At 72.4% G+C, this 16,247-nt stretch carries 17 protein-coding genes; 12 read left to right on the forward strand and 5 right to left on the reverse strand.

What is annotated here, in order from left to right:
- Window positions 1-164: 164 nt before the first annotated feature.
- Window positions 165-1,025 (reverse strand): hypothetical protein, encoded by an 861-nt coding sequence (locus ACGFIW_RS26505; protein ID WP_393321002.1) that lies wholly within the window; start codon window positions 1,023-1,025, stop codon window positions 165-167.
- A 390-nt stretch (window positions 1,026-1,415) separates the two neighbouring features.
- Between ACGFIW_RS26505 and ACGFIW_RS26510 the strand changes: the two genes are divergently transcribed.
- Complete coding sequence (locus ACGFIW_RS26510; RefSeq protein WP_393321005.1) at window positions 1,416-2,180, forward strand: SDR family NAD(P)-dependent oxidoreductase; 765 nt, start codon at window positions 1,416-1,418, stop codon at window positions 2,178-2,180.
- Between the two features lie 53 nt (window positions 2,181-2,233).
- On the opposite strand, the gene ACGFIW_RS26515 is transcribed toward ACGFIW_RS26510, so the two are convergent.
- Complete coding sequence (locus ACGFIW_RS26515) at window positions 2,234-3,043, reverse strand: enoyl-CoA hydratase-related protein (protein WP_393321502.1); 810 nt, start codon at window positions 3,041-3,043, stop codon at window positions 2,234-2,236.
- 19 nt (window positions 3,044-3,062) lie between these two features.
- Between ACGFIW_RS26515 and hemW the strand changes: the two genes are divergently transcribed.
- A complete protein-coding gene (hemW, locus tag ACGFIW_RS26520) occupies window positions 3,063-4,286 on the forward strand; it encodes a radical SAM family heme chaperone HemW (RefSeq protein ID WP_393321008.1) in 1,224 nt (407 codons plus the stop codon).
- Window positions 4,287-4,353: 67 nt separating this feature from the next.
- On the opposite strand, the gene ACGFIW_RS26525 is transcribed toward hemW, so the two are convergent.
- Entirely contained in the window at window positions 4,354-5,031 is a 678-nt protein-coding gene (locus ACGFIW_RS26525) for a DUF4870 domain-containing protein (RefSeq protein ID WP_393321505.1), read from the reverse strand.
- 111 nt (window positions 5,032-5,142) lie between these two features.
- Between ACGFIW_RS26525 and hrcA the strand changes: the two genes are divergently transcribed.
- The 3 genes from hrcA to ACGFIW_RS26540 all read left to right on the forward strand — a co-directional run bounded on the left by hrcA (window position 5,143) and on the right by ACGFIW_RS26540 (window position 8,125).
- The gene (gene hrcA, locus ACGFIW_RS26530; RefSeq protein WP_393321010.1) at window positions 5,143-6,165 is read left to right on the forward strand and encodes a heat-inducible transcriptional repressor HrcA; all 1,023 of its coding nucleotides are present in this window, start codon (window positions 5,143-5,145) and stop codon (window positions 6,163-6,165) included.
- A 75-nt stretch (window positions 6,166-6,240) separates the two neighbouring features.
- Entirely contained in the window at window positions 6,241-7,389 is a 1,149-nt protein-coding gene (dnaJ, locus tag ACGFIW_RS26535; protein ID WP_357559521.1) for a molecular chaperone DnaJ, read from the forward strand.
- A 1-nt stretch (window position 7,390) separates the two neighbouring features.
- Window positions 7,391-8,125, forward strand: coding sequence for a 16S rRNA (uracil(1498)-N(3))-methyltransferase (locus ACGFIW_RS26540; RefSeq protein ID WP_393321013.1), 735 nt, complete (start codon window positions 7,391-7,393; stop codon window positions 8,123-8,125).
- Between the two features lie 88 nt (window positions 8,126-8,213).
- Here ACGFIW_RS26540 and ACGFIW_RS26545 read toward each other — a convergent pair whose 3' ends face one another.
- Window positions 8,214-8,975 carry an SDR family NAD(P)-dependent oxidoreductase gene (locus tag ACGFIW_RS26545; RefSeq protein ID WP_393321016.1) on the reverse strand — a complete coding sequence of 254 codons (762 nt, stop codon included), beginning with the start codon at window positions 8,973-8,975 and terminating at the stop codon, window positions 8,214-8,216.
- A gap of 46 nt (window positions 8,976-9,021) precedes the next feature.
- Between ACGFIW_RS26545 and ACGFIW_RS26550 the strand changes: the two genes are divergently transcribed.
- The 7 genes from ACGFIW_RS26550 to era all read left to right on the forward strand — a co-directional run bounded on the left by ACGFIW_RS26550 (window position 9,022) and on the right by era (window position 15,224).
- Entirely contained in the window at window positions 9,022-9,381 is a 360-nt protein-coding gene (locus ACGFIW_RS26550; protein ID WP_393321018.1) for a histidine triad nucleotide-binding protein, read from the forward strand.
- A 115-nt stretch (window positions 9,382-9,496) separates the two neighbouring features.
- Window positions 9,497-10,864 (forward strand): serine hydrolase domain-containing protein, encoded by a 1,368-nt coding sequence (locus ACGFIW_RS26555; protein ID WP_393321508.1) that lies wholly within the window; start codon window positions 9,497-9,499, stop codon window positions 10,862-10,864.
- Between the two features lie 131 nt (window positions 10,865-10,995).
- Window positions 10,996-12,054: a PhoH family protein gene (locus ACGFIW_RS26560; protein WP_393321021.1), complete on the forward strand. Its 1,059-nt coding sequence runs from the start codon at window positions 10,996-10,998 to the stop codon at window positions 12,052-12,054.
- 15 nt (window positions 12,055-12,069) lie between these two features.
- The gene (gene ybeY, locus ACGFIW_RS26565; RefSeq protein WP_357077118.1) at window positions 12,070-12,543 is read left to right on the forward strand and encodes an rRNA maturation RNase YbeY; all 474 of its coding nucleotides are present in this window, start codon (window positions 12,070-12,072) and stop codon (window positions 12,541-12,543) included.
- Window positions 12,519-13,943 (forward strand): hemolysin family protein, encoded by a 1,425-nt coding sequence (locus tag ACGFIW_RS26570; RefSeq protein WP_393321511.1) that lies wholly within the window; start codon window positions 12,519-12,521, stop codon window positions 13,941-13,943. The genes ybeY and ACGFIW_RS26570 overlap by 25 nt, the downstream gene beginning before the upstream one ends.
- Window positions 13,936-14,322: a cytidine deaminase gene (locus ACGFIW_RS26575; RefSeq protein WP_393321024.1), complete on the forward strand. Its 387-nt coding sequence runs from the start codon at window positions 13,936-13,938 to the stop codon at window positions 14,320-14,322. The genes ACGFIW_RS26570 and ACGFIW_RS26575 overlap by 8 nt, the downstream gene beginning before the upstream one ends.
- A complete protein-coding gene (gene era, locus ACGFIW_RS26580; protein ID WP_393321027.1) occupies window positions 14,319-15,224 on the forward strand; it encodes a GTPase Era in 906 nt (301 codons plus the stop codon). The genes ACGFIW_RS26575 and era overlap by 4 nt, the downstream gene beginning before the upstream one ends.
- A gap of 158 nt (window positions 15,225-15,382) precedes the next feature.
- Here era and ACGFIW_RS26585 read toward each other — a convergent pair whose 3' ends face one another.
- Window positions 15,383-16,189 (reverse strand): DUF4097 domain-containing protein, encoded by an 807-nt coding sequence (locus ACGFIW_RS26585; protein ID WP_393321029.1) that lies wholly within the window; start codon window positions 16,187-16,189, stop codon window positions 15,383-15,385.
- Window positions 16,190-16,247: the final 58 nt, after the last annotated feature.

Consider the following 16,247-nt stretch of genomic DNA (forward strand, 5'->3'; position numbering starts at 1 on the left):
AACGCGCTGGCCAATGCATCGGGGAAGGCGTGGTGCGTGAGTGACGCCGGAGGGAACCCGGTGCAGCGAGAAGGCTGCGTAGGGTGAGATTTCCGTGATCAATAGAGGGTCTTGGAGGTTTTTGTCCGATTGTGCGGTCACTGCCGGTTAGGAGATCCGGCCGGTCATCCCTCGTTGAACACCTCGGCCACGACCTGCCCGCCGGAGTTCTGTTGGCCGGTGACCCGACCCCAGGTGCCGTCCCGGGCGGTCCACTCCAGATCGCCGAAGCGGACGCGCTTCACCCCGTGGTCCTGGGCGTGCGAGACCAGCCAGTGCGCGTACCGCCAGCCGTCGCGCGGATCACCCGTGGTCACCGTCAGCCCGGTCGGGTCGTTCGGGTCGACACCCTTCAGGCCCCAGTCCAGCACGAGGTTGCGGGTGAGCTGCGCGGCCGCCGCCGCTCCGTGCATCACCGGGGTACGCCCCACCGTGCAGGCGACCGCGCCGGTGGCGTCGCCCATCAGTGCCCGGCTGAGCACCTCGGAGTCGTCGGCCCACTTCTGGTACGCCTCCGGGAAGGCTGAGCGCTGCACCCGCTGGGCGGCGTCGGTGACGCGCATCTTCTCCCAGCCGCGCACCTTCTTGAGTGCCGCGTAGAACCGGTTGGCCGCGTAGCGCGGGTCGCGGATCTGCGCCGAGGTGCCCCAGCCCTGACTCGGCCGCTGTTGGAACAGGCCGACCGAGTCGCGGTCGCCGTCGGCGAGGTTGCGCAGCCCGGACTCCTGGTACGCGGTGGCCAGCGCGACCACGACGGCCCGCTCGGGCATTCCGCGCCGTGCGCCGATGGCCGCGATGGTGGCCGCGTTGGCCATCTGGTCGGCGTCCAGGGCCACCCGGCCGTCGGCCTGCACGGTGCACTTGCGTGCCGTCAACGGCAGCCGCAGCCCGCCCCCGACCTGCCGGGCCACGAGCCAGATCGCGATCACGGCGACGAGGATGAGGACCACTCCACCCGCAACGACTGCCCGAGTTCGCACCCACACCCCCAGATCGACGAGTCTGCCAAGCGTACGTCCCCGTCGCGCCCAACGGGACTTCCGAGGCGCTTCGCGGCCGGCTCGGCGGCTCCGTCCCGGTTCGGGGTCGGCTCCGCCGGCGCGTTCCGATCGAGGCATTCCCGCTCTGGGCCCGCTCTCACCTGCCAGGATGGCTCTCGCGCACACCCTGACTCAACGACGGTCCGAGGGGCCCGGTGCCGGTGTCGTTGCCCGGGAGATCTGCGTCCGCCCGGCCTGTCGTGCGCGTCACCGGTCCGGCCGGCGGGGGAAGTGATTGACCGGTCAAGGAGTTACCACGGTTGACATGTCAATCGCTGGCCCCTCCGGTGGTTCGTGAAGCCGACCGGGCCGGGTCACGGAGCAAGGAGGAGTTCCATGGGAACGCTCGACGGCAGGGTCGTGCTCATCACCGGCACCGGCGGCGGACTGGGACGCGTCGCCGCGCAGATCTTCGCCAGGGAAGGCGCGAAGGTCGTCGGGGCCGACATCCAGGTCGCCGGCAACGACGAGACCGTCGCACTCGTCCGCGGCGCCGGCGGTGAGATGACCGGCATCGCGCCTGTCGACCTCACCGATCCGGAACAGGTGCGCACGTTCGTCGAGGACGCCGCCGCTGTCTACGGCGGGCTCGACGTGGTCTACAACAACGCGGCCGCGCTGCGCTTCGGCCCGATGCCGGACTTCTCCGTGGAGGACTGGCGGTACACCATCACCGGTGAACTGGACATTCCATACTTCGTGTCGAAGTTCGCCTGGCCGCACCTGGTCCAGCGCGGCGGCGGCGTCATCATCAACGCCGCCTCCATGGCCGGCCTGATCGCCGGTCATGTGCCCCCGATGGTGGGGCACACCGCCGCCAACGCCGGCGTCATCGGCCTGACGCGTCAGCTCGCGCTCGAAGGCGCGCCACACGGGATCCGCGCGGTGGCGGTCAGCCCGGGGCCGATCATCAGCCCGGCGAGCGAGCGCGACCTGGGTGACAACCAGGCGGCCCGGGACGCGATCACCGGCAAGACGCTGCTCAAGCGGTTCGCTCAACCCGAGGAGGTCGCCGAACTCGTGGTGTTCCTCGCCTCCGACCGGGCGTCTTACATCACCGGGGCGAACTACCCGGTCGACGGCGGCGCGACCGCCTGGTGACCCGACCGAATGGTCCGGGACGCCGCCACTCCACGGAGGTGGCGTCCCCGGTCCTAGCCGGCATGATCACCGTGACCCGCGTCGAGAGCGGCCACCCATCGAGTCAATCGTTTTTCCCGGAACGCGGTGACCCCCTCGCGTCCCTCGTCGGACAGGAAGTACCCGGTCGACAGGGCGGACAGCCGGGCCAGGTCGGCGCGCAGCTCGGCGGTGCCCGGCCGGCGCAGCAGCTCCTTCGCCCCGGCCAGGGCGCCCGGGGCACCGCGCACCAGCGAGTCGCAGTAACGCCGCACCGCGTCGTCCAGCCCGTCCGCCGGCACGGAGGCCGTGACCAGGCCGATCTCGGCGGCTCGCCGACCGTCGAAGGTGTCGCCGGTCAGGTACAGCTCGGCGGCGGCGCGCGGGTGCAGCCGGGGCAGCACGGTCGCCGAGATCACCGCCGGGATCACCCCGATCCGTACCTCGGTGAACGCGAACGTCGCCTCGTCGGCGCAGACCGCCAGGTCGGCGGCGGCGATCAGGCCCAGCCCGCCGGCCCGCGCCGGCCCGCCCACCCGGGCCAGCACCGGCTTCGGGCACTCCCAGAGCGCCGCGAGCACGTCGCCCAGCATGCCGGCCGGCACGGTCCTGCTGGCGTACGCCGCGGCCGTCTCCTTCAGATCCGCCCCCGAGCAGAAGACCGGGCCGGTGTGGTCGAGCACGACCACCCGAACCGCCTCGTCGGCGACCGCGTCCGCCAGCCCGGCCAGCAACTGGGTCATCAGGGCGGTGGAGAGCGCGTTGCGGTTGTGCGGGCTGTCCAGGGTGAGGGTGGTCACCCCACGGGCCGTGGCGACCCGCACGAGGACGTCGGGAGAGGTCATGCCGGGCACACTAGTGGCCATGCCCGGCCTCCTTCCAGATGGTGAGACCGTCCCCGTCGACGGATCGCTGCCCGCCACCGCCACCACTGCGGTCGGCGCGCGCGGCTTCGGCGTGTACGTACACGTGCCGTTCTGCGCCAGCCGCTGCGGCTACTGCGACTTCAACACCTACACTTCCGCCGAGCTGGGCGGCGGCGCCAGCCGCGAGGGGTACGCCGACACCGTCCTGGCCGAGCTGGCGCTCGCCGCCCGGGTGCTCGGCGACACCCCGCCGCCCCGGGTCGACACCGTCTTCGTCGGCGGTGGCACACCCACCCTGCTGCCCGCCGACGACCTGGCCCGCATCCTCGACGGCATCGACCGCACCTGGGGGCTGGCCGCCGACGCCGAGGTGACCACCGAGGCCAACCCGGAGTCGGTCACCCCGGAATCGTTGAAGCTGCTGCGGGCCGCCGGCTACACCCGGATCTCGCTGGGCATGCAGTCCGCCTCCCCGGGAGTGCTGGCGATCCTGGACCGCAAACACAGCGCCGGCCGGGCCACCGCCGCCGCCCTGGAGGCGCGCGACGCCGGATTCGAGCACGTCAACCTGGACCTGATCTACGGGACACCGGGAGAGCGGCCCGAGGACTTCGCCGCCTCGCTGAACGAGGTCGTGGCCGCCGGGGTGGACCACGTCAGCGCGTACGCGCTGATCGTCGAGGACGGCACCCGGCTCGCCGCCCGGATGCGGCGCGGCGAGCTGGCGTACCCCAGTGACGACGTGGCGGCGGACCGCTACCTGGCCGCGGAGGCCGCGCTCGACGCGGCCGGGCTGTCCTGGTACGAGGTCTCCAACTGGGCCCGCACCGACGACGCCCGGTGCCGGCACAACCTGCTGTACTGGACCGGCGCGGACTGGTGGGGCCTGGGGCCAGGGGCGCACAGCCACGTCGGCGGGGTGCGCTGGTGGAACGTCAAACACCCGTCGGCGTACGCCGAGCGGTTGGCCGCGGGCGCGTCTCCCGGCCTGGCCCGGGAGGTGCTCACGGCCGACGAGACGCACATGGAGGACGTCATGCTGCGGCTGCGGCTGGCCAGCGGTGTGCCGCTGGCGGTGCTCGACGCGGCCGGCCGGGCCGGCGCCGAGCGGGCCCTGGCCGACGGCCTGCTGGCCGCCGACGAGTACGCGGCCGGCCGGGCGGTGCTCACCCTGCGCGGGCGGCTGCTCGCCGACGCGGTCGTGCGCGACCTGCTGCCCTGAGTGGGCCCGCCGCCCCCGGGGTGGGGCAGCGGTGCACCGGACCGGCCGGGGGAGCGGCCGGACCGGATCACTTGATGAAGTTGGCGGACATCGGGTAGCGGTAGGGGGTGCCCTCGTTGGCCTTCATGCCCGCGATGATGCCGAACAGGATCTGGATCACCACGACGGCGACGCTGGGCAGGAAGAGCAGGCACCAGCTCACGAAGAGCAGCACGAACGCGATGGCCGACCAGAGGATCTGGAAGTTGAGGGCGGCCAGCGCGTGCGCCCGGACGGCCGGCGACTGGTTGCCGCGGGCCAGGTAGGCGACGAGCGGCGCGACGAAGCCCAGCGGACCAAAGCTGACCAGCGCGCCGAGGGCGCCGCCGAAGTGCGCGACAAGCGCCCAGGTCTTGTCCTCGTTGGTGGCGTAGCCACCACCGGGGCCGCCGCCGGTCGGATATCCGCCAGCGGGGTAGCCGCCGGGCGGATAGCCTCCGGGCGGCGGATAGCCACCCGCCGGAGGGTAGCCACCTGACGGCGGTTGGTCACCGGTGGGCGGCGGATAGCCACCGGCCGGGGGATAGTCGCCCGGGCCGGACGCCCCGGACAGTGGTGCGGTGGGTGGCTCGGCCGACGGGTACGAAGTCGGCTCCGGCGGATAGTTGCCGGGGTCACCCGCGCCGGGAGGGCGAGGAGGTTCAGTCATGGGTGTCACGGTAGGTGCCCGTGGCAACGCGGCACCAGAGGGGCCAACGTTGATCATCGCGCCGGTGGGTACGCCGACGTAGACTGGCACTCGTTACAGTCGAGTGCCAGGGCGGCTCGGCGGGGCCCCACGGCGCCGGCGGCCGACGTGCGACAGGAGGTGCGGAGGATGGGTCTCGACGACCGAAAACTCGCCGTGCTCCGCGCGATCGTCGAGGACTACGTCTCCACCCAGGAGCCGGTCGGCAGCAAGGCGCTTGTCGAGCGGCACCAGCTCGGGGTGTCCCCGGCCACGGTCCGCAACGACATGGCCGTGCTGGAGGAGGAGGGCTACATCCGGCAGCCGCACACCAGTGCCGGCCGGGTGCCCACCGACCGCGGCTACCGGCTCTTCGTCGACCGGTTGTCCCGGGTCAAGCCGCTCAGCCCGGCCGAGCGTCGGGCCATCGAGCGTTTCCTGGTCGGCGCGGTCGACCTCGACGACGTGGTGCACCGCACGGTGCGACTGCTCGCCCAGCTGACCCGGCAGGTGGCAGTCGTGCAGTATCCGAGTCTGGCCCGCTCCTCGGTCCGGCACCTGGAGTTGGTGCCGATCTCCACCACCCGGCTGATGCTCGTCATGATCGCGGACACCGGGCGGGTCGAGCAGCGGCTGGTGGAGCTGCCCGGGCCGGTGCCGGCCGACGACGTCATGGACCTGCGCCGGCTGGTCAACGAAAAGCTCGCCGGAGCGCGGCTGTCCGACACGCCACCGTTGGTGCAGGCGCTCGTCGAGGAGGCGCCGGCCGGGCTGCGCCCGACCATGACCACGCTCGCCACCGTCCTGCTGGAGACGCTTGTCGAGCGGCACGAGGAACGCATCGCGCTGGCCGGCACCGCCAACCTCACCCGGGGCGGTCTGCTCGACTTCCAGGGTTCCCTGCGACCGATCCTTGAGGCGTTGGAGGAGGAGGTCGTGCTGCTCAAGCTCATCGGCGAGACCGAGCCGAGCACGACCCGTGTGCTGATCGGCGACGAGAACGAGTTCGACAACCTGCGGGCCGCCTCCGTGGTCAGCACCGGCTACGGCCCGGGCGCCACCATTCTCGGTGGCCTGGGGGTGCTGGGGCCGACGCGGATGGACTACCCCGGCAACATCGCCACGGTCCGCGCCGTGGCACGCTACGTGGGCGAGTTGCTGGCCCAGAACTGATTGGTCAGGGCCGATGCGGCCGGCTGCGGCCGCCGACCGGCGCAACGCGAGACGAACATGAGGACACGGAACGCAGTGGCCAGGGACTACTACGGCATTCTCGGTGTGAGCCGGGAAGCCTCCGATGACGAGATCAAGCGCGCCTACCGCAAGCTGGCGCGCCAGTTCCACCCGGACGTCAATCCGGACCCGGAGGCTCAGGAGAAGTTCAAGGACATCAACGCCGCGTACGAGGTCCTCTCGGACGACCGGAAGCGGCAGATCGTCGACCTGGGTGGCGACCCCCTCGCCCCGGGTGGCGGTGGCGCCGGCGGTCCGGGTGGCCCGGGTGGTGCCGGCGGCCCGTTCGTCGGTTTCCAGGACATCATGGACGCGTTCTTCGGTGGCGCGGCCGGTGGTGCCCGGGGCCCGCGACCACGGACCCGCCCGGGTGCCGACGCGATCCTGCGACTCGAGTTGGACCTGCACGAGACGGCGTTCGGCGTCGAGGCGCCGATCACCGTCGACACCGCGGTGCTCTGCACCACCTGCTCCGGTGCCGGCACGGCCGCCGGCACGCACCTGGCGACCTGCGAGGCGTGCGCCGGCCGCGGTGAGGTGCAGTCGGTGCAGCGCACCTTCCTCGGCCAGGTGGTCTCGGCCCGACCGTGCACCGTCTGCCAGGGCTACGGCACCACCATCCCGCACCCCTGCCCCACCTGCGCCGGTGACGGCCGGGTGCGCACCCGCCGGTCGTTGACCGTCAAGATCCCGGCCGGCGTCGAGGACGGCATGCGGATCCGGCTGGCCCAGCAGGGCGAGGTCGGCCCGGGTGGCGGCACCGCCGGTGACCTCTACGTGGAGATCCACGAGCGGCCACACGACGTGTACTCCCGCAAGGGCGACGACCTGCACTGCCGCGTCACGGTTCCGATGACCGCGGCGGCGCTCGGCACCCGACTGACCATCAAGACCCTGGACAGCGAGGAGACGGTCGACGTCAAGGCCGGCACCCAGCCGGCCAGCACGCTGCGACTGCGCGCCCGGGGCGTGCCCCACCTGCGCGGCACCGGCCGGGGTGACCTCTACGTGCACCTGGACGTGCGGACCCCGACCAAGCTCGACCCCGACCAGGAGAAGATGCTGCGCGACTTCGCGAAGACCCGCGGTGAGGAGGTCGCCGAGTTATCCAAGCAGGGCGGCTTCTTCTCCCGGATGCGCGACGCGTTCAACGGGCACGCCTGAGGTGTCCGCGCCGCTGTTCCTGGTGGAGGCGCTGCCCACCGGCGACGCGCTGACCCTGGACGGCCCGGAGGGGCACCACGCCGCCACCGTGCAGCGGCTGCGCGTCGGCGAGGAGTTGCTGCTCGCCGACGGCCGGGGTGGCACGGCCGCCGCCGTGGTCACCGCCGTCGGCCGGGGCAGCCTGGAGGTCAGCGTCACCTCCCGGGGGTACGCGGACGCGCCAGTACCCCGGATCGTCACCGTGCAGGGCATCGCCAAGGGCGACCGGGGCGAGCTGGCCGTGCAGGCGATGACCGAGGTCGGGGTGGACGAGATCGTGCCCTGGGCGGCATCGCGCTCGGTGACCCAGTGGCGCGGCGACCGAGGCGTACGGGCCCGGGAGAAGTGGGTGGCCACCGCCCGGGAGGCCGCCAAGCAGGCCCGCCGCCCATGGCTGCCGGTGGTGGCCGGTGCGCCGGACGAGTCCACCGCCACCGTCGCCCGCCGAATCGCCGGTGCCGCCGCCGGGTTCGTGCTGCACGAGGAGGCCGACGAGCGGCTGACCACCGCCGAGCTGCCCACCGTCGGCGAGATCGTCCTGGTGGTCGGCCCGGAGGGCGGCATCGCCCCGGCGGAGCTGACCGCGTTCCGCGATGCCGGTGGTCAGCCGGTGCGGCTCGGGCCGTCGGTGCTGCGTACCTCGACGGCCGGAGTGGCGGCGCTCAGCGTGCTCGCGACCCGCCTCGGCCGCTGGTAGCGCGTCGCCGCGCATCCTCAGCGAGATCTTGGAAGGAAAAGGCCCTTCCAAGGGCGCTTTCCTTCCAGGATCTCGTCGGAACGGAGTCTCAGCTGCGCAGGTAGGAGGCGCCGTTGAGGTCGACGATCGTGCCGGAGGCCCATTCGGCCTGTGGCGAGGCCAGCCAGTGCACGGCGGCGGCGATCTCCTCCGGTTGGCCCACCCGGTCGAACGGGCTCTGCGCCCGGATGGCCGCGCCCCGCTCGCCGCGCAGGTGCTCGGTGGTCATGTCGGTCGCCACGAAGCCCGGTGCGACCGTGGCGACCGTTATGCCGTACGGCGCGAGCGCCACCGCGAGGGACTGGCCCAGCGCGTTCAGCCCCGCCTTGCTGGCGCCGTACGCCGGCTGGTCCGGCTCGCCCCGGAACGCGCCCCGCGACGAGACGTTGACGATCCGACCACCGCGCTGGCGCATGTGCTGGGCGGCGCACCAGGTGACGTTGCCGGCGCCGGTCAGGTTGGTCTCCAGCACCTGCCGCCAGCGCTGCTGCCACTGCTCGTACGAGGTGCCGAAGATCGGGTGCGGGTCGTCCCGGTCGCCGTACGTGCCGGCGTTGTTGACAAGCACGTCCAGCCCGCCGAGCAGCTCGGCGGCCCGGTCGACCATGGCCCGGACCGCGTCCGGGTCGGTGAGATCGGCGCGGACCACCACGTGCCCGGCGCCGGGCAGCAGCGCGCGCAGCTCCTCGGCCGCGTCGGCGGAGTCGCGGTGGTGGATCGCCACCCGATCGCCGCCGGCCGCGAACGCTGTCGCCACCGCGCGGCCGATCCCGCGCGAGGCCCCGGTCACCAGTACCGCCCGATCCGTCATGCCGGCCATCCTGCCCCGCCGCCGCTCTGCTCTCTACACTGCCCCGATGGGATCCGACTGCCTGTTCTGCCGCATCGTCGCCGGGGAGATTCCGGCCACCGTGGTCCGGGAGACCGAGACCACGCTCGCCTTCCGTGACATCGACCCGAAGGCGCCGGTGCACGTCCTGGTCATTCCGAAGGAGCACTACGCCGACGTCGCCACCCTCGCCCAGGGCGACCCGGCGCTGGCCGCGGACGTGCTGGCGACGTCCGCCGCGGTGGCCGAGGACGAGGGCCTGCTCGGCGACGGTTTCCGGCTGATGTTCAACACCGGTGTGTACGGCGGGCAGGAGGTGTTCCACGTGCACGCGCACCTGCTCGGTGGCGCACCGCTCGGCCCGATGCTCGCCCGGAACCTGGCGTGAGCAGTGGGCTCGGCGTGGTGCCGCTCGCCGGGGCGCGGCGGATCAGCGGGCCGCGTGCCGGGGCGCGGCGCAGCGGAGCGGCGGCGTGACCGCGGGTTCCGGGGTCGACGCCCGGATGGACGAGCGGCTGGGTCGGCTGGTCCGCAGGGTGCAGGCCGAGGCCCGGGTGCCGGCGGTGTCGGCGGCGTTGCACCGGGCCGACCGACCGCTGTGGAGCTGCACCGTCGGCGCGACCGGCACCGACAGCCCGTTGGGGTCGGGCACCCAGTTCCGCATCGGCTCGGTCACCAAGACCTTTACCGCGGTGCTGGTGCTTCAGTGTCGCGACGACGGGCTGTTGGACCTGGACGACCCGGTCGGCCGGCACCTGGACCTTCCGGCACACGGCGAGCTGACCGTCCGCCGGTTGTTGTCACACACCGCCGGCCTGCAACGCGAGCCGTTCGGTGACATTTGGGACAACCTGCGCGCGCCGGACGCCGGCCAACTGGTGGCCGAGCTGGACCGGGCCGAGCGGGTGCTGCCGACGGCCCGGCGGTTCCACTACTCCAACCTCGGCCTGGCCGTGCTCGGTCACCTTGTCGCCCGGCTGCGCGGCGCGAGCTGGGCGCGGTCGCTCACCGATCGGATCCTGACCCCGCTGGGGCTGACCGACACCACCGTGACGCCTCGGCCGACGGCGGCCACCGGGTTCCTGGTCGACGCGTACTCCGACGAGGCCCACCCGGAACCGCCCACCGACTTCGGCGCGGTCGGCCCGGCCGCCCAGCTCTGGAGCACCGCTACCGACATGGCCCGCTGGGCGGCGTTCCTCGCCGACCCGGCCGCACTCGACCCTTCCGGCGCGGTCCTCGCCCCCAGCACGCTCGACGAGATGCGCTGGCCGCTGACCACCACCGACGAGACGCTCTGGGGCGCGGGCTTCGGGCTCGGGCTGATCCTCGTCCCGCAGGGGGAACGGGTGGTGCACGTGGGGCACGACGGGGCGATGCCCGGTTTCCTCGCCGGGGTGTACGGCCGGCGGGGCGGCGACGGCACGGCCGGCGCGATGGGTGCCGCGGTGCTCGGCTCGTCCGGCACGGCGGCCGACCTGTTCGACCTGCCGCACCTGCTGCTCGCCGCGGCGGTCGAGCACGACCCGGCCGAGATCGAGCCCTGGCGGCCCGGCCCGCCAGCTCCGGCGGACCTGCGGGGAGCGCTCGGCCACTGGTGGGGCGAGGGCTTCGACTATGTCTTCTCCTGGCACGACGGCACCCTGCGGGCGCGTCGGGCCGCCGATCCGGCCGGACGTCCGCCAGCGATCTTCACCCCGCTGCCGGACCAGCCGGACGTGTTCCGCACGGTCTCCGGTCGGGAGGCCGGTGAGCTGCTGCGGCTGACCCGCGACGAGGCCGGCGCGGTGGTCCGGATGCACTGGGCGACGTACCGGTTCACCCGTCACCAGGAGACCTTCGACAGGTACGACTTCCGGGCCGGGCGTTGATCGCGGCCAGCGGAAATGGGCGCGGTGCGGCCCGCGTTGAACGGATACGATGGGTGTAACGTCCGCACGCCGTGCCAGCAGGGCCGGCGCCGAGATCGAGAGCAGGTGCGCAGGGCCCTTCGGCCCAACCTATGACCGGCACCCCACCTCCCGGCCCGCCCCGGGTGCAGACCAAGATCACCGTGCCCGACTCGAAGATCATGGTCAATCTGCTCGGCGCAGGCGACGAGATCCTCCGGCTCGTCGAACGCTCGGTCAGCAGTGACGTGCACGTCCGCGGCAACGAGATCACCATCACCGGTGACCCCGCGGACAACGCCCTCGCCGAGCGGGTCTTCAGCGAGCTGCTCGAACTCATCGAGAAAGGCGAGACCCTGACCACTGACGCCGTCCGGCGTACCGTCGGCATGATCGAGCAGGGCAGTGCCGAGCGGCCCGCCGAGGTTCTGACGCTCAACATCCTCTCCCGCCGCGGGCGCACCATCCGTCCCAAGACGCTCGGGCAGAAGCGGTACGTCGACGCGATCGACACCCACACCATCGTCTTCGGCATCGGCCCGGCCGGCACCGGCAAGACCTACCTGGCGATGGCGAAGGCCGTCCAGGCGTTGCAGGCCAAGCAGGTCAACCGGATCATCCTGACCCGACCGGCGGTGGAGGCGGGTGAGCGACTGGGCTTCCTGCCCGGCACGCTCAACGAGAAGATCGACCCGTACCTGCGCCCGCTCTACGACGCGCTGCACGAGATGCTCGACCCGGAGACGATCCCGAAGCTGATGGCCCAGGGGACGATCGAGGTCGCCCCGCTGGCCTACATGCGGGGCAGGACGCTCTCCGACGCGTTCATCATCCTGGACGAGGCACAGAACACGACGCCCGAGCAGATGAAGATGTTCCTCACCCGGCTCGGCTTCAACTCCAAGATCGTCGTGACCGGTGACATCACCCAGGTGGACCTTCCCGGCGGGACCAGCAGCGGTCTGCGGGTCGTCCGGGAGATCCTGGAAAACGTCGACGACGTGCACTTCGCCCAGTTGTCCAGCTCCGACGTGGTCCGCCACCGGCTGGTGGGGGAGATCGTCGACGCGTACGCCCGCTGGGACGCCGAGCGGGAGAACCAGCAGGCGCAGGGCGTCCACGCCGTACCCGGGCGACCCGCCCAGGGCGGCCGGGCCGGCCGCCGCCGCTAAAGCAGAGGAAAGCAGTTGTCCATCGAGATCGCCAACGAGTCCGGTGTCGAGGTCGACACCGATGCCGTGCTCGCCGTCGCCCGGCACGCCCTCGACGAGATGGGGGTCAACCCCCTCGCCGAGCTGTCCGTGCTGCTTGTCGACATCGACTACATGACCGAGCTGAACCACCGCTGGATGGGTGGCGACGGTCCGACCGACGTGCTCGCGTTCCCCATGGACGAGGGCAGCGTCGACCACGGCCCGGGGGAGTCCGCACCGGCCGGCGGCGAGCCCGCCCTGCTCGGCGACATCGTGCTCTGCCCCGAGGTCGCGGCCAAGCAGGCGGCGACCGCCGGGCACGCCTCGGCCGACGAGCTGCACCTGCTCACCGTGCACGGGGTGCTGCACCTGCTCGGCTACGACCACGCCGAGCCGGAGGAGGAGCGGGAGATGTTCGCCCTCCAGGCCCGCCTGCTGTCGAGCTGGCGGTCGACCCGCACCCAGTGATGTCCACTCCTCCGTTACTGGCGGCCGGCGCCACCGCCGGCCTTCCCGACCTGCAGCTGATCGTCTTCGCGGCCGGCCTGGTGGTGTTGGCCGGTCTGATCGCGATGACCGAGGCGGCGCTCGCCGCGATCTCGCCGGCCCGCGCCGCCGAGCTGGCGCGCGACGGTGTGCGGGGCGCCCGCACCCTTCAGGCCGTGGCGGGCGATGTCGTCCGGCACCTCAACCTGCTCCTGCTGTTGCGGCTGCTCGCCGAGCTGACCGCCACCACCCTGGTGGCGCTTGTCGCGGTGGACAGCTTCGGGGCCGGCTGGCGGGCCGCGCTGGTCACGGCCGGCGCGATGACAGTGGTCAGCTTCGTGGTGGTCGGCGTCGCCCCGCGCACCATCGGCCGGCAGCACGCGTACGCCGTCGGTCGGGCGGTGGCGCCGCTGGTCCGCTGGCTGGGCCGGGCGCTCAACCCGCTCGCCTCGCTGCTGATCCTGATCGGCAACGCGGTCACGCCGGGCCGCGGCTTCCGGGAGGGGCCGTTCGCCAGCCAGGTGGAGTTGCGGGAGCTGGTCGACCTGGCCGAGCAGCGCGGCGTGGTCGAGCACGGCGAGCGGCAGATGATCCACTCGGTCTTCGCGCTCGGTGACACCATCGCCCGTGAGGTGATGGTTCCGCGTACCGAGATGGTGTGGATCGAGGAGGGCAAGACGCTCGCGCAGGCGCTTGTGCTCTTCCTGCGTTCCGGTTTCTCCCGCATCCCGGTGATCGGCGAGAGCGTCGACGACGTGCTCGGTGTGCTCTACCTCAAGGATCTGATCCGCCGCTCCCGCGGCGGAGACCCGGCGGCCGAGCAGTTGCCGGTGGCCGAGCTGATGCGCCCGGCGACCTTCGTACCGGAGTCCAAGCCGGTCGACGACCTGCTGTCGGAGATGCAGGCGGCCCGCAACCACCTGGTCATCGTGGTCGACGAGTACGGCGGCACCGGCGGTCTGGTCACCATCGAGGACATCCTGGAGGAGATCGTCGGTGAGATCACCGACGAGTACGATGTCGAACGCCCGCCCGTCGAACGTCTGACGGACTCCTCGGTGCGGGTGACCGCCCGCCTACCGGTGGAGAGTCTGGGCGAGATGTTCGACACCGATCTGCCCACCGACGAGGTGGAAACGGTCGGTGGCCTGCTGGCCCAGTCGTTGGGGCGAGTGCCGATCCCCGGCGCGGAGGTCGAGGTCGCCGGCCTCCGGCTGCTCGCCGAGGGCACCACCGGCCGGCGCAACCGGATCGACACCGTCCTGGTCAGCCGGGTGGAGTCGGGCCATGAGCAGGACACCGCGGGGCGTGGCGAGTACGCCGGCTCCGGGGACGACACGACCAACTACCGAGACGACGAGAGGCAATCCGCCGATGCCTGACACATCCCCCGTGCCTGCCGCCCGGCCCGCGCCCAGCGCGCCGACACCCCTGAGCGCCGAGGACGCCAAACTGGTCGTCCTGGCCCGGGGAGCCCGCGGCCGGGTCGCCGCCGTGGAGGGCGCCGCGGTCCGGGATCAGGACGGCCGGACGTACGCGGCGGCCAGTGTCGCGTTGCCGTCGCTGACCCTCACCGCGTTGCAGTTGGCGGTCGCGTCGGCCGTGGCGGCCGGGGCGAGCCGGCTGGAGGCCGCGGTGGTGGTGACCGAGGCGTCGACACTCGACGGCGCCGGGCACGCGGCCGTGCGTGACCTCACGGTGGACGCGCCGATCCACGTGGCCGCGCCGGACGGCACGGTCCTCGGCACGGTGGCGCAGTGAGCCCCGTGCCGGACCCGCAGGCACGGCCGTACCGGGCCGGGTTCGGTTGCTTCGTCGGCCGGCCCAACGCCGGCAAGTCGACGCTGACCAACGCCATCGTCGGCACCAAGATCGCGATTACCTCCAACAAACCGCAGACCACCCGGCACGTCATCCGGGCCGTGCTGCACCGTCCGGAGTCGCAGCTGGTCCTTGTCGACACGCCGGGCCTGCACCGCCCCCGTACGCTGCTCGGCGAGCGTCTCAACGACCTGGTCCGGTCCACCTGGACGGAGGTCGACGTGATCGGCCTCTGCATCCCGGCCGACGAGCCGGTGGGGCGCGGAGACCGGTTCATCACCGGCGAGCTGGCCGAGCTGAAGGCCACCGTGTTGGCGGTGGTCACCAAGACCGACCTGGTCGACAAGCGCCGCCTGGCCGAGCAGTTGCTCGCGGTGAGCAAGATGGGGGAGTTCGCCGAGATCGTGCCGGTGAGCGCCGTCTCCGGGCACCAGGTGGACACGCTCGTCGACGTGATGACCAAATACCTGCCGCCGTCACCGCAGCTCTACCCGGACGACATGCTCACCGACGACCCCGAGCAGGTGCTGGTCGCGGAGTTGATCCGGGAGGCCGCCCTGGAGGGGGTCCGCGACGAGCTGCCGCACTCCATCGCCGTGGTGGTGGAGGAGATGATCCCCGAGGGTCAGGTCATGAAGATCTACGCCGACCTGTACGTGGAACGGCCCAGCCAGAAGGCGATCGTGCTCGGCCACAAGGCGAGCCGGCTCAAGGAGGTCGGCACCAACGCCCGCCGGCAGATCGAGGAGCTGCTGGGCGGCCGGGTCTATCTCGACCTGCACGTGCGGGTCGCGAAGGACTGGCAGCGCGACCCGAGGCAGCTGCGCAAGCTGGGCTTCTGACCCACCTCCCCGAGGCGGCGGCCCGACCGGAGGCGCGGTTGCCCCTCGGTCGGGCGCAGAGGTGGACCGTCCCGGTGCGGAGTCGGCCGGTACGCGACCTCGTCGCCGAGACCATGCCGGCCGGGCAGCGGCCCCCGCGGAGGTGGCCACCGGCGACGTCAGCGCTGGCTGATGGTGACGTTGCCGCTGCCGGCCGAGCCGTCGAGCACCAGTGACGCGGCCGGGTCGTCGGCGACGGTGACCCGCGCGTCGCCGGAGCCGGTGTTGGACCGGACCCGGTAGCTGCCCGCCGGCACCAGCAGCGTGACATCACCGCTGGAGGCATGGGCGCGGGCGGCGGCGGGCTTGTCCAGCTCGATGTTGACATTGCCGGACCCGGCCTCCGCGTCGACCGCGCCACCCAGTCGGCGCGCGGTGATGTCCCCGGAGCCGGCGCGCAGCCGGACCGCCCCGCTGGCCTCGCTCACCTCGATGTCACCGGAACCCGTCTCGACCCCGACCGCGCCGGACGCGCCGACGATCCGTACGTCACCGGAGCCCAGCCGCAGATCCACCGTGCCGACCCGACTCAGCTCCACGTCGCCGGAGCCGGACTCGCCCTGGAGAGCCACGCCCTCCGGCAGGGCCACCTCGTAGGAGATGCTGCACCGGTCGCCGCAGTCGGTGTCCAGCACCAACTCGCTGCCCTTGATCTCGTACCGGGCATGGGGTTCGCCACCCTGGTAGCGCACCACCCGCTTGATCCGCGCCTCGCCCGCCGTGCCGTTGCCCCGGACGATCACGTCGCCCGCACCCGGCAGGACCCGGATGGTGGTGATCTTCGCCGCCTCGGTGTCGTCGTAGTCGAGCCGACGCATGGCCAGGTTGTCGCACCCGGCGAGGAGGATGAGGGTGGTTGCCAGGCCCAGAGCGACGGGTGCGGTGGCGCGCCGACGGACGGTGCCGGTGGTGGGGTGCATTGCCATGACCAGCACGCTACGACCGGTGACGAGTCGGGCGCATCGGGGTTCGTCCGCGCATCCA

Origin of the sequence: Micromonospora sp. NPDC048935 (genome assembly GCF_043197875.1) — a bacterium.
GTDB lineage: Bacteria > Actinomycetota > Actinomycetes > Mycobacteriales > Micromonosporaceae > Micromonospora.

Coding starts and splice junctions, on each gene's coding strand:
- ACGFIW_RS26510 (WP_393321005.1), top strand. CDS start 1,416: ATGGGAACGCTCGACGGCAGGGTCGTGCTCATCACCGGCACCGGCGGC.
- ACGFIW_RS26515 (WP_393321502.1), bottom strand. CDS start 3,043: ATGACCTCTCCCGACGTCCTCGTGCGGGTCGCCACGGCCCGTGGGGTG.
- hemW (WP_393321008.1), top strand. CDS start 3,063: ATGCCCGGCCTCCTTCCAGATGGTGAGACCGTCCCCGTCGACGGATCG.
- ACGFIW_RS26525 (WP_393321505.1), bottom strand. CDS start 5,031: ATGATCAACGTTGGCCCCTCTGGTGCCGCGTTGCCACGGGCACCTACC.
- hrcA (WP_393321010.1), top strand. CDS start 5,143: ATGGGTCTCGACGACCGAAAACTCGCCGTGCTCCGCGCGATCGTCGAG.
- ACGFIW_RS26545 (WP_393321016.1), bottom strand. CDS start 8,975: ATGACGGATCGGGCGGTACTGGTGACCGGGGCCTCGCGCGGGATCGGC.
- ACGFIW_RS26550 (WP_393321018.1), top strand. CDS start 9,022: ATGGGATCCGACTGCCTGTTCTGCCGCATCGTCGCCGGGGAGATTCCG.
- ACGFIW_RS26555 (WP_393321508.1), top strand. CDS start 9,497: ATGGACGAGCGGCTGGGTCGGCTGGTCCGCAGGGTGCAGGCCGAGGCC.
- ACGFIW_RS26560 (WP_393321021.1), top strand. CDS start 10,996: ATGACCGGCACCCCACCTCCCGGCCCGCCCCGGGTGCAGACCAAGATC.
- ACGFIW_RS26575 (WP_393321024.1), top strand. CDS start 13,936: ATGCCTGACACATCCCCCGTGCCTGCCGCCCGGCCCGCGCCCAGCGCG.
- ACGFIW_RS26585 (WP_393321029.1), bottom strand. CDS start 16,189: ATGGCAATGCACCCCACCACCGGCACCGTCCGTCGGCGCGCCACCGCA.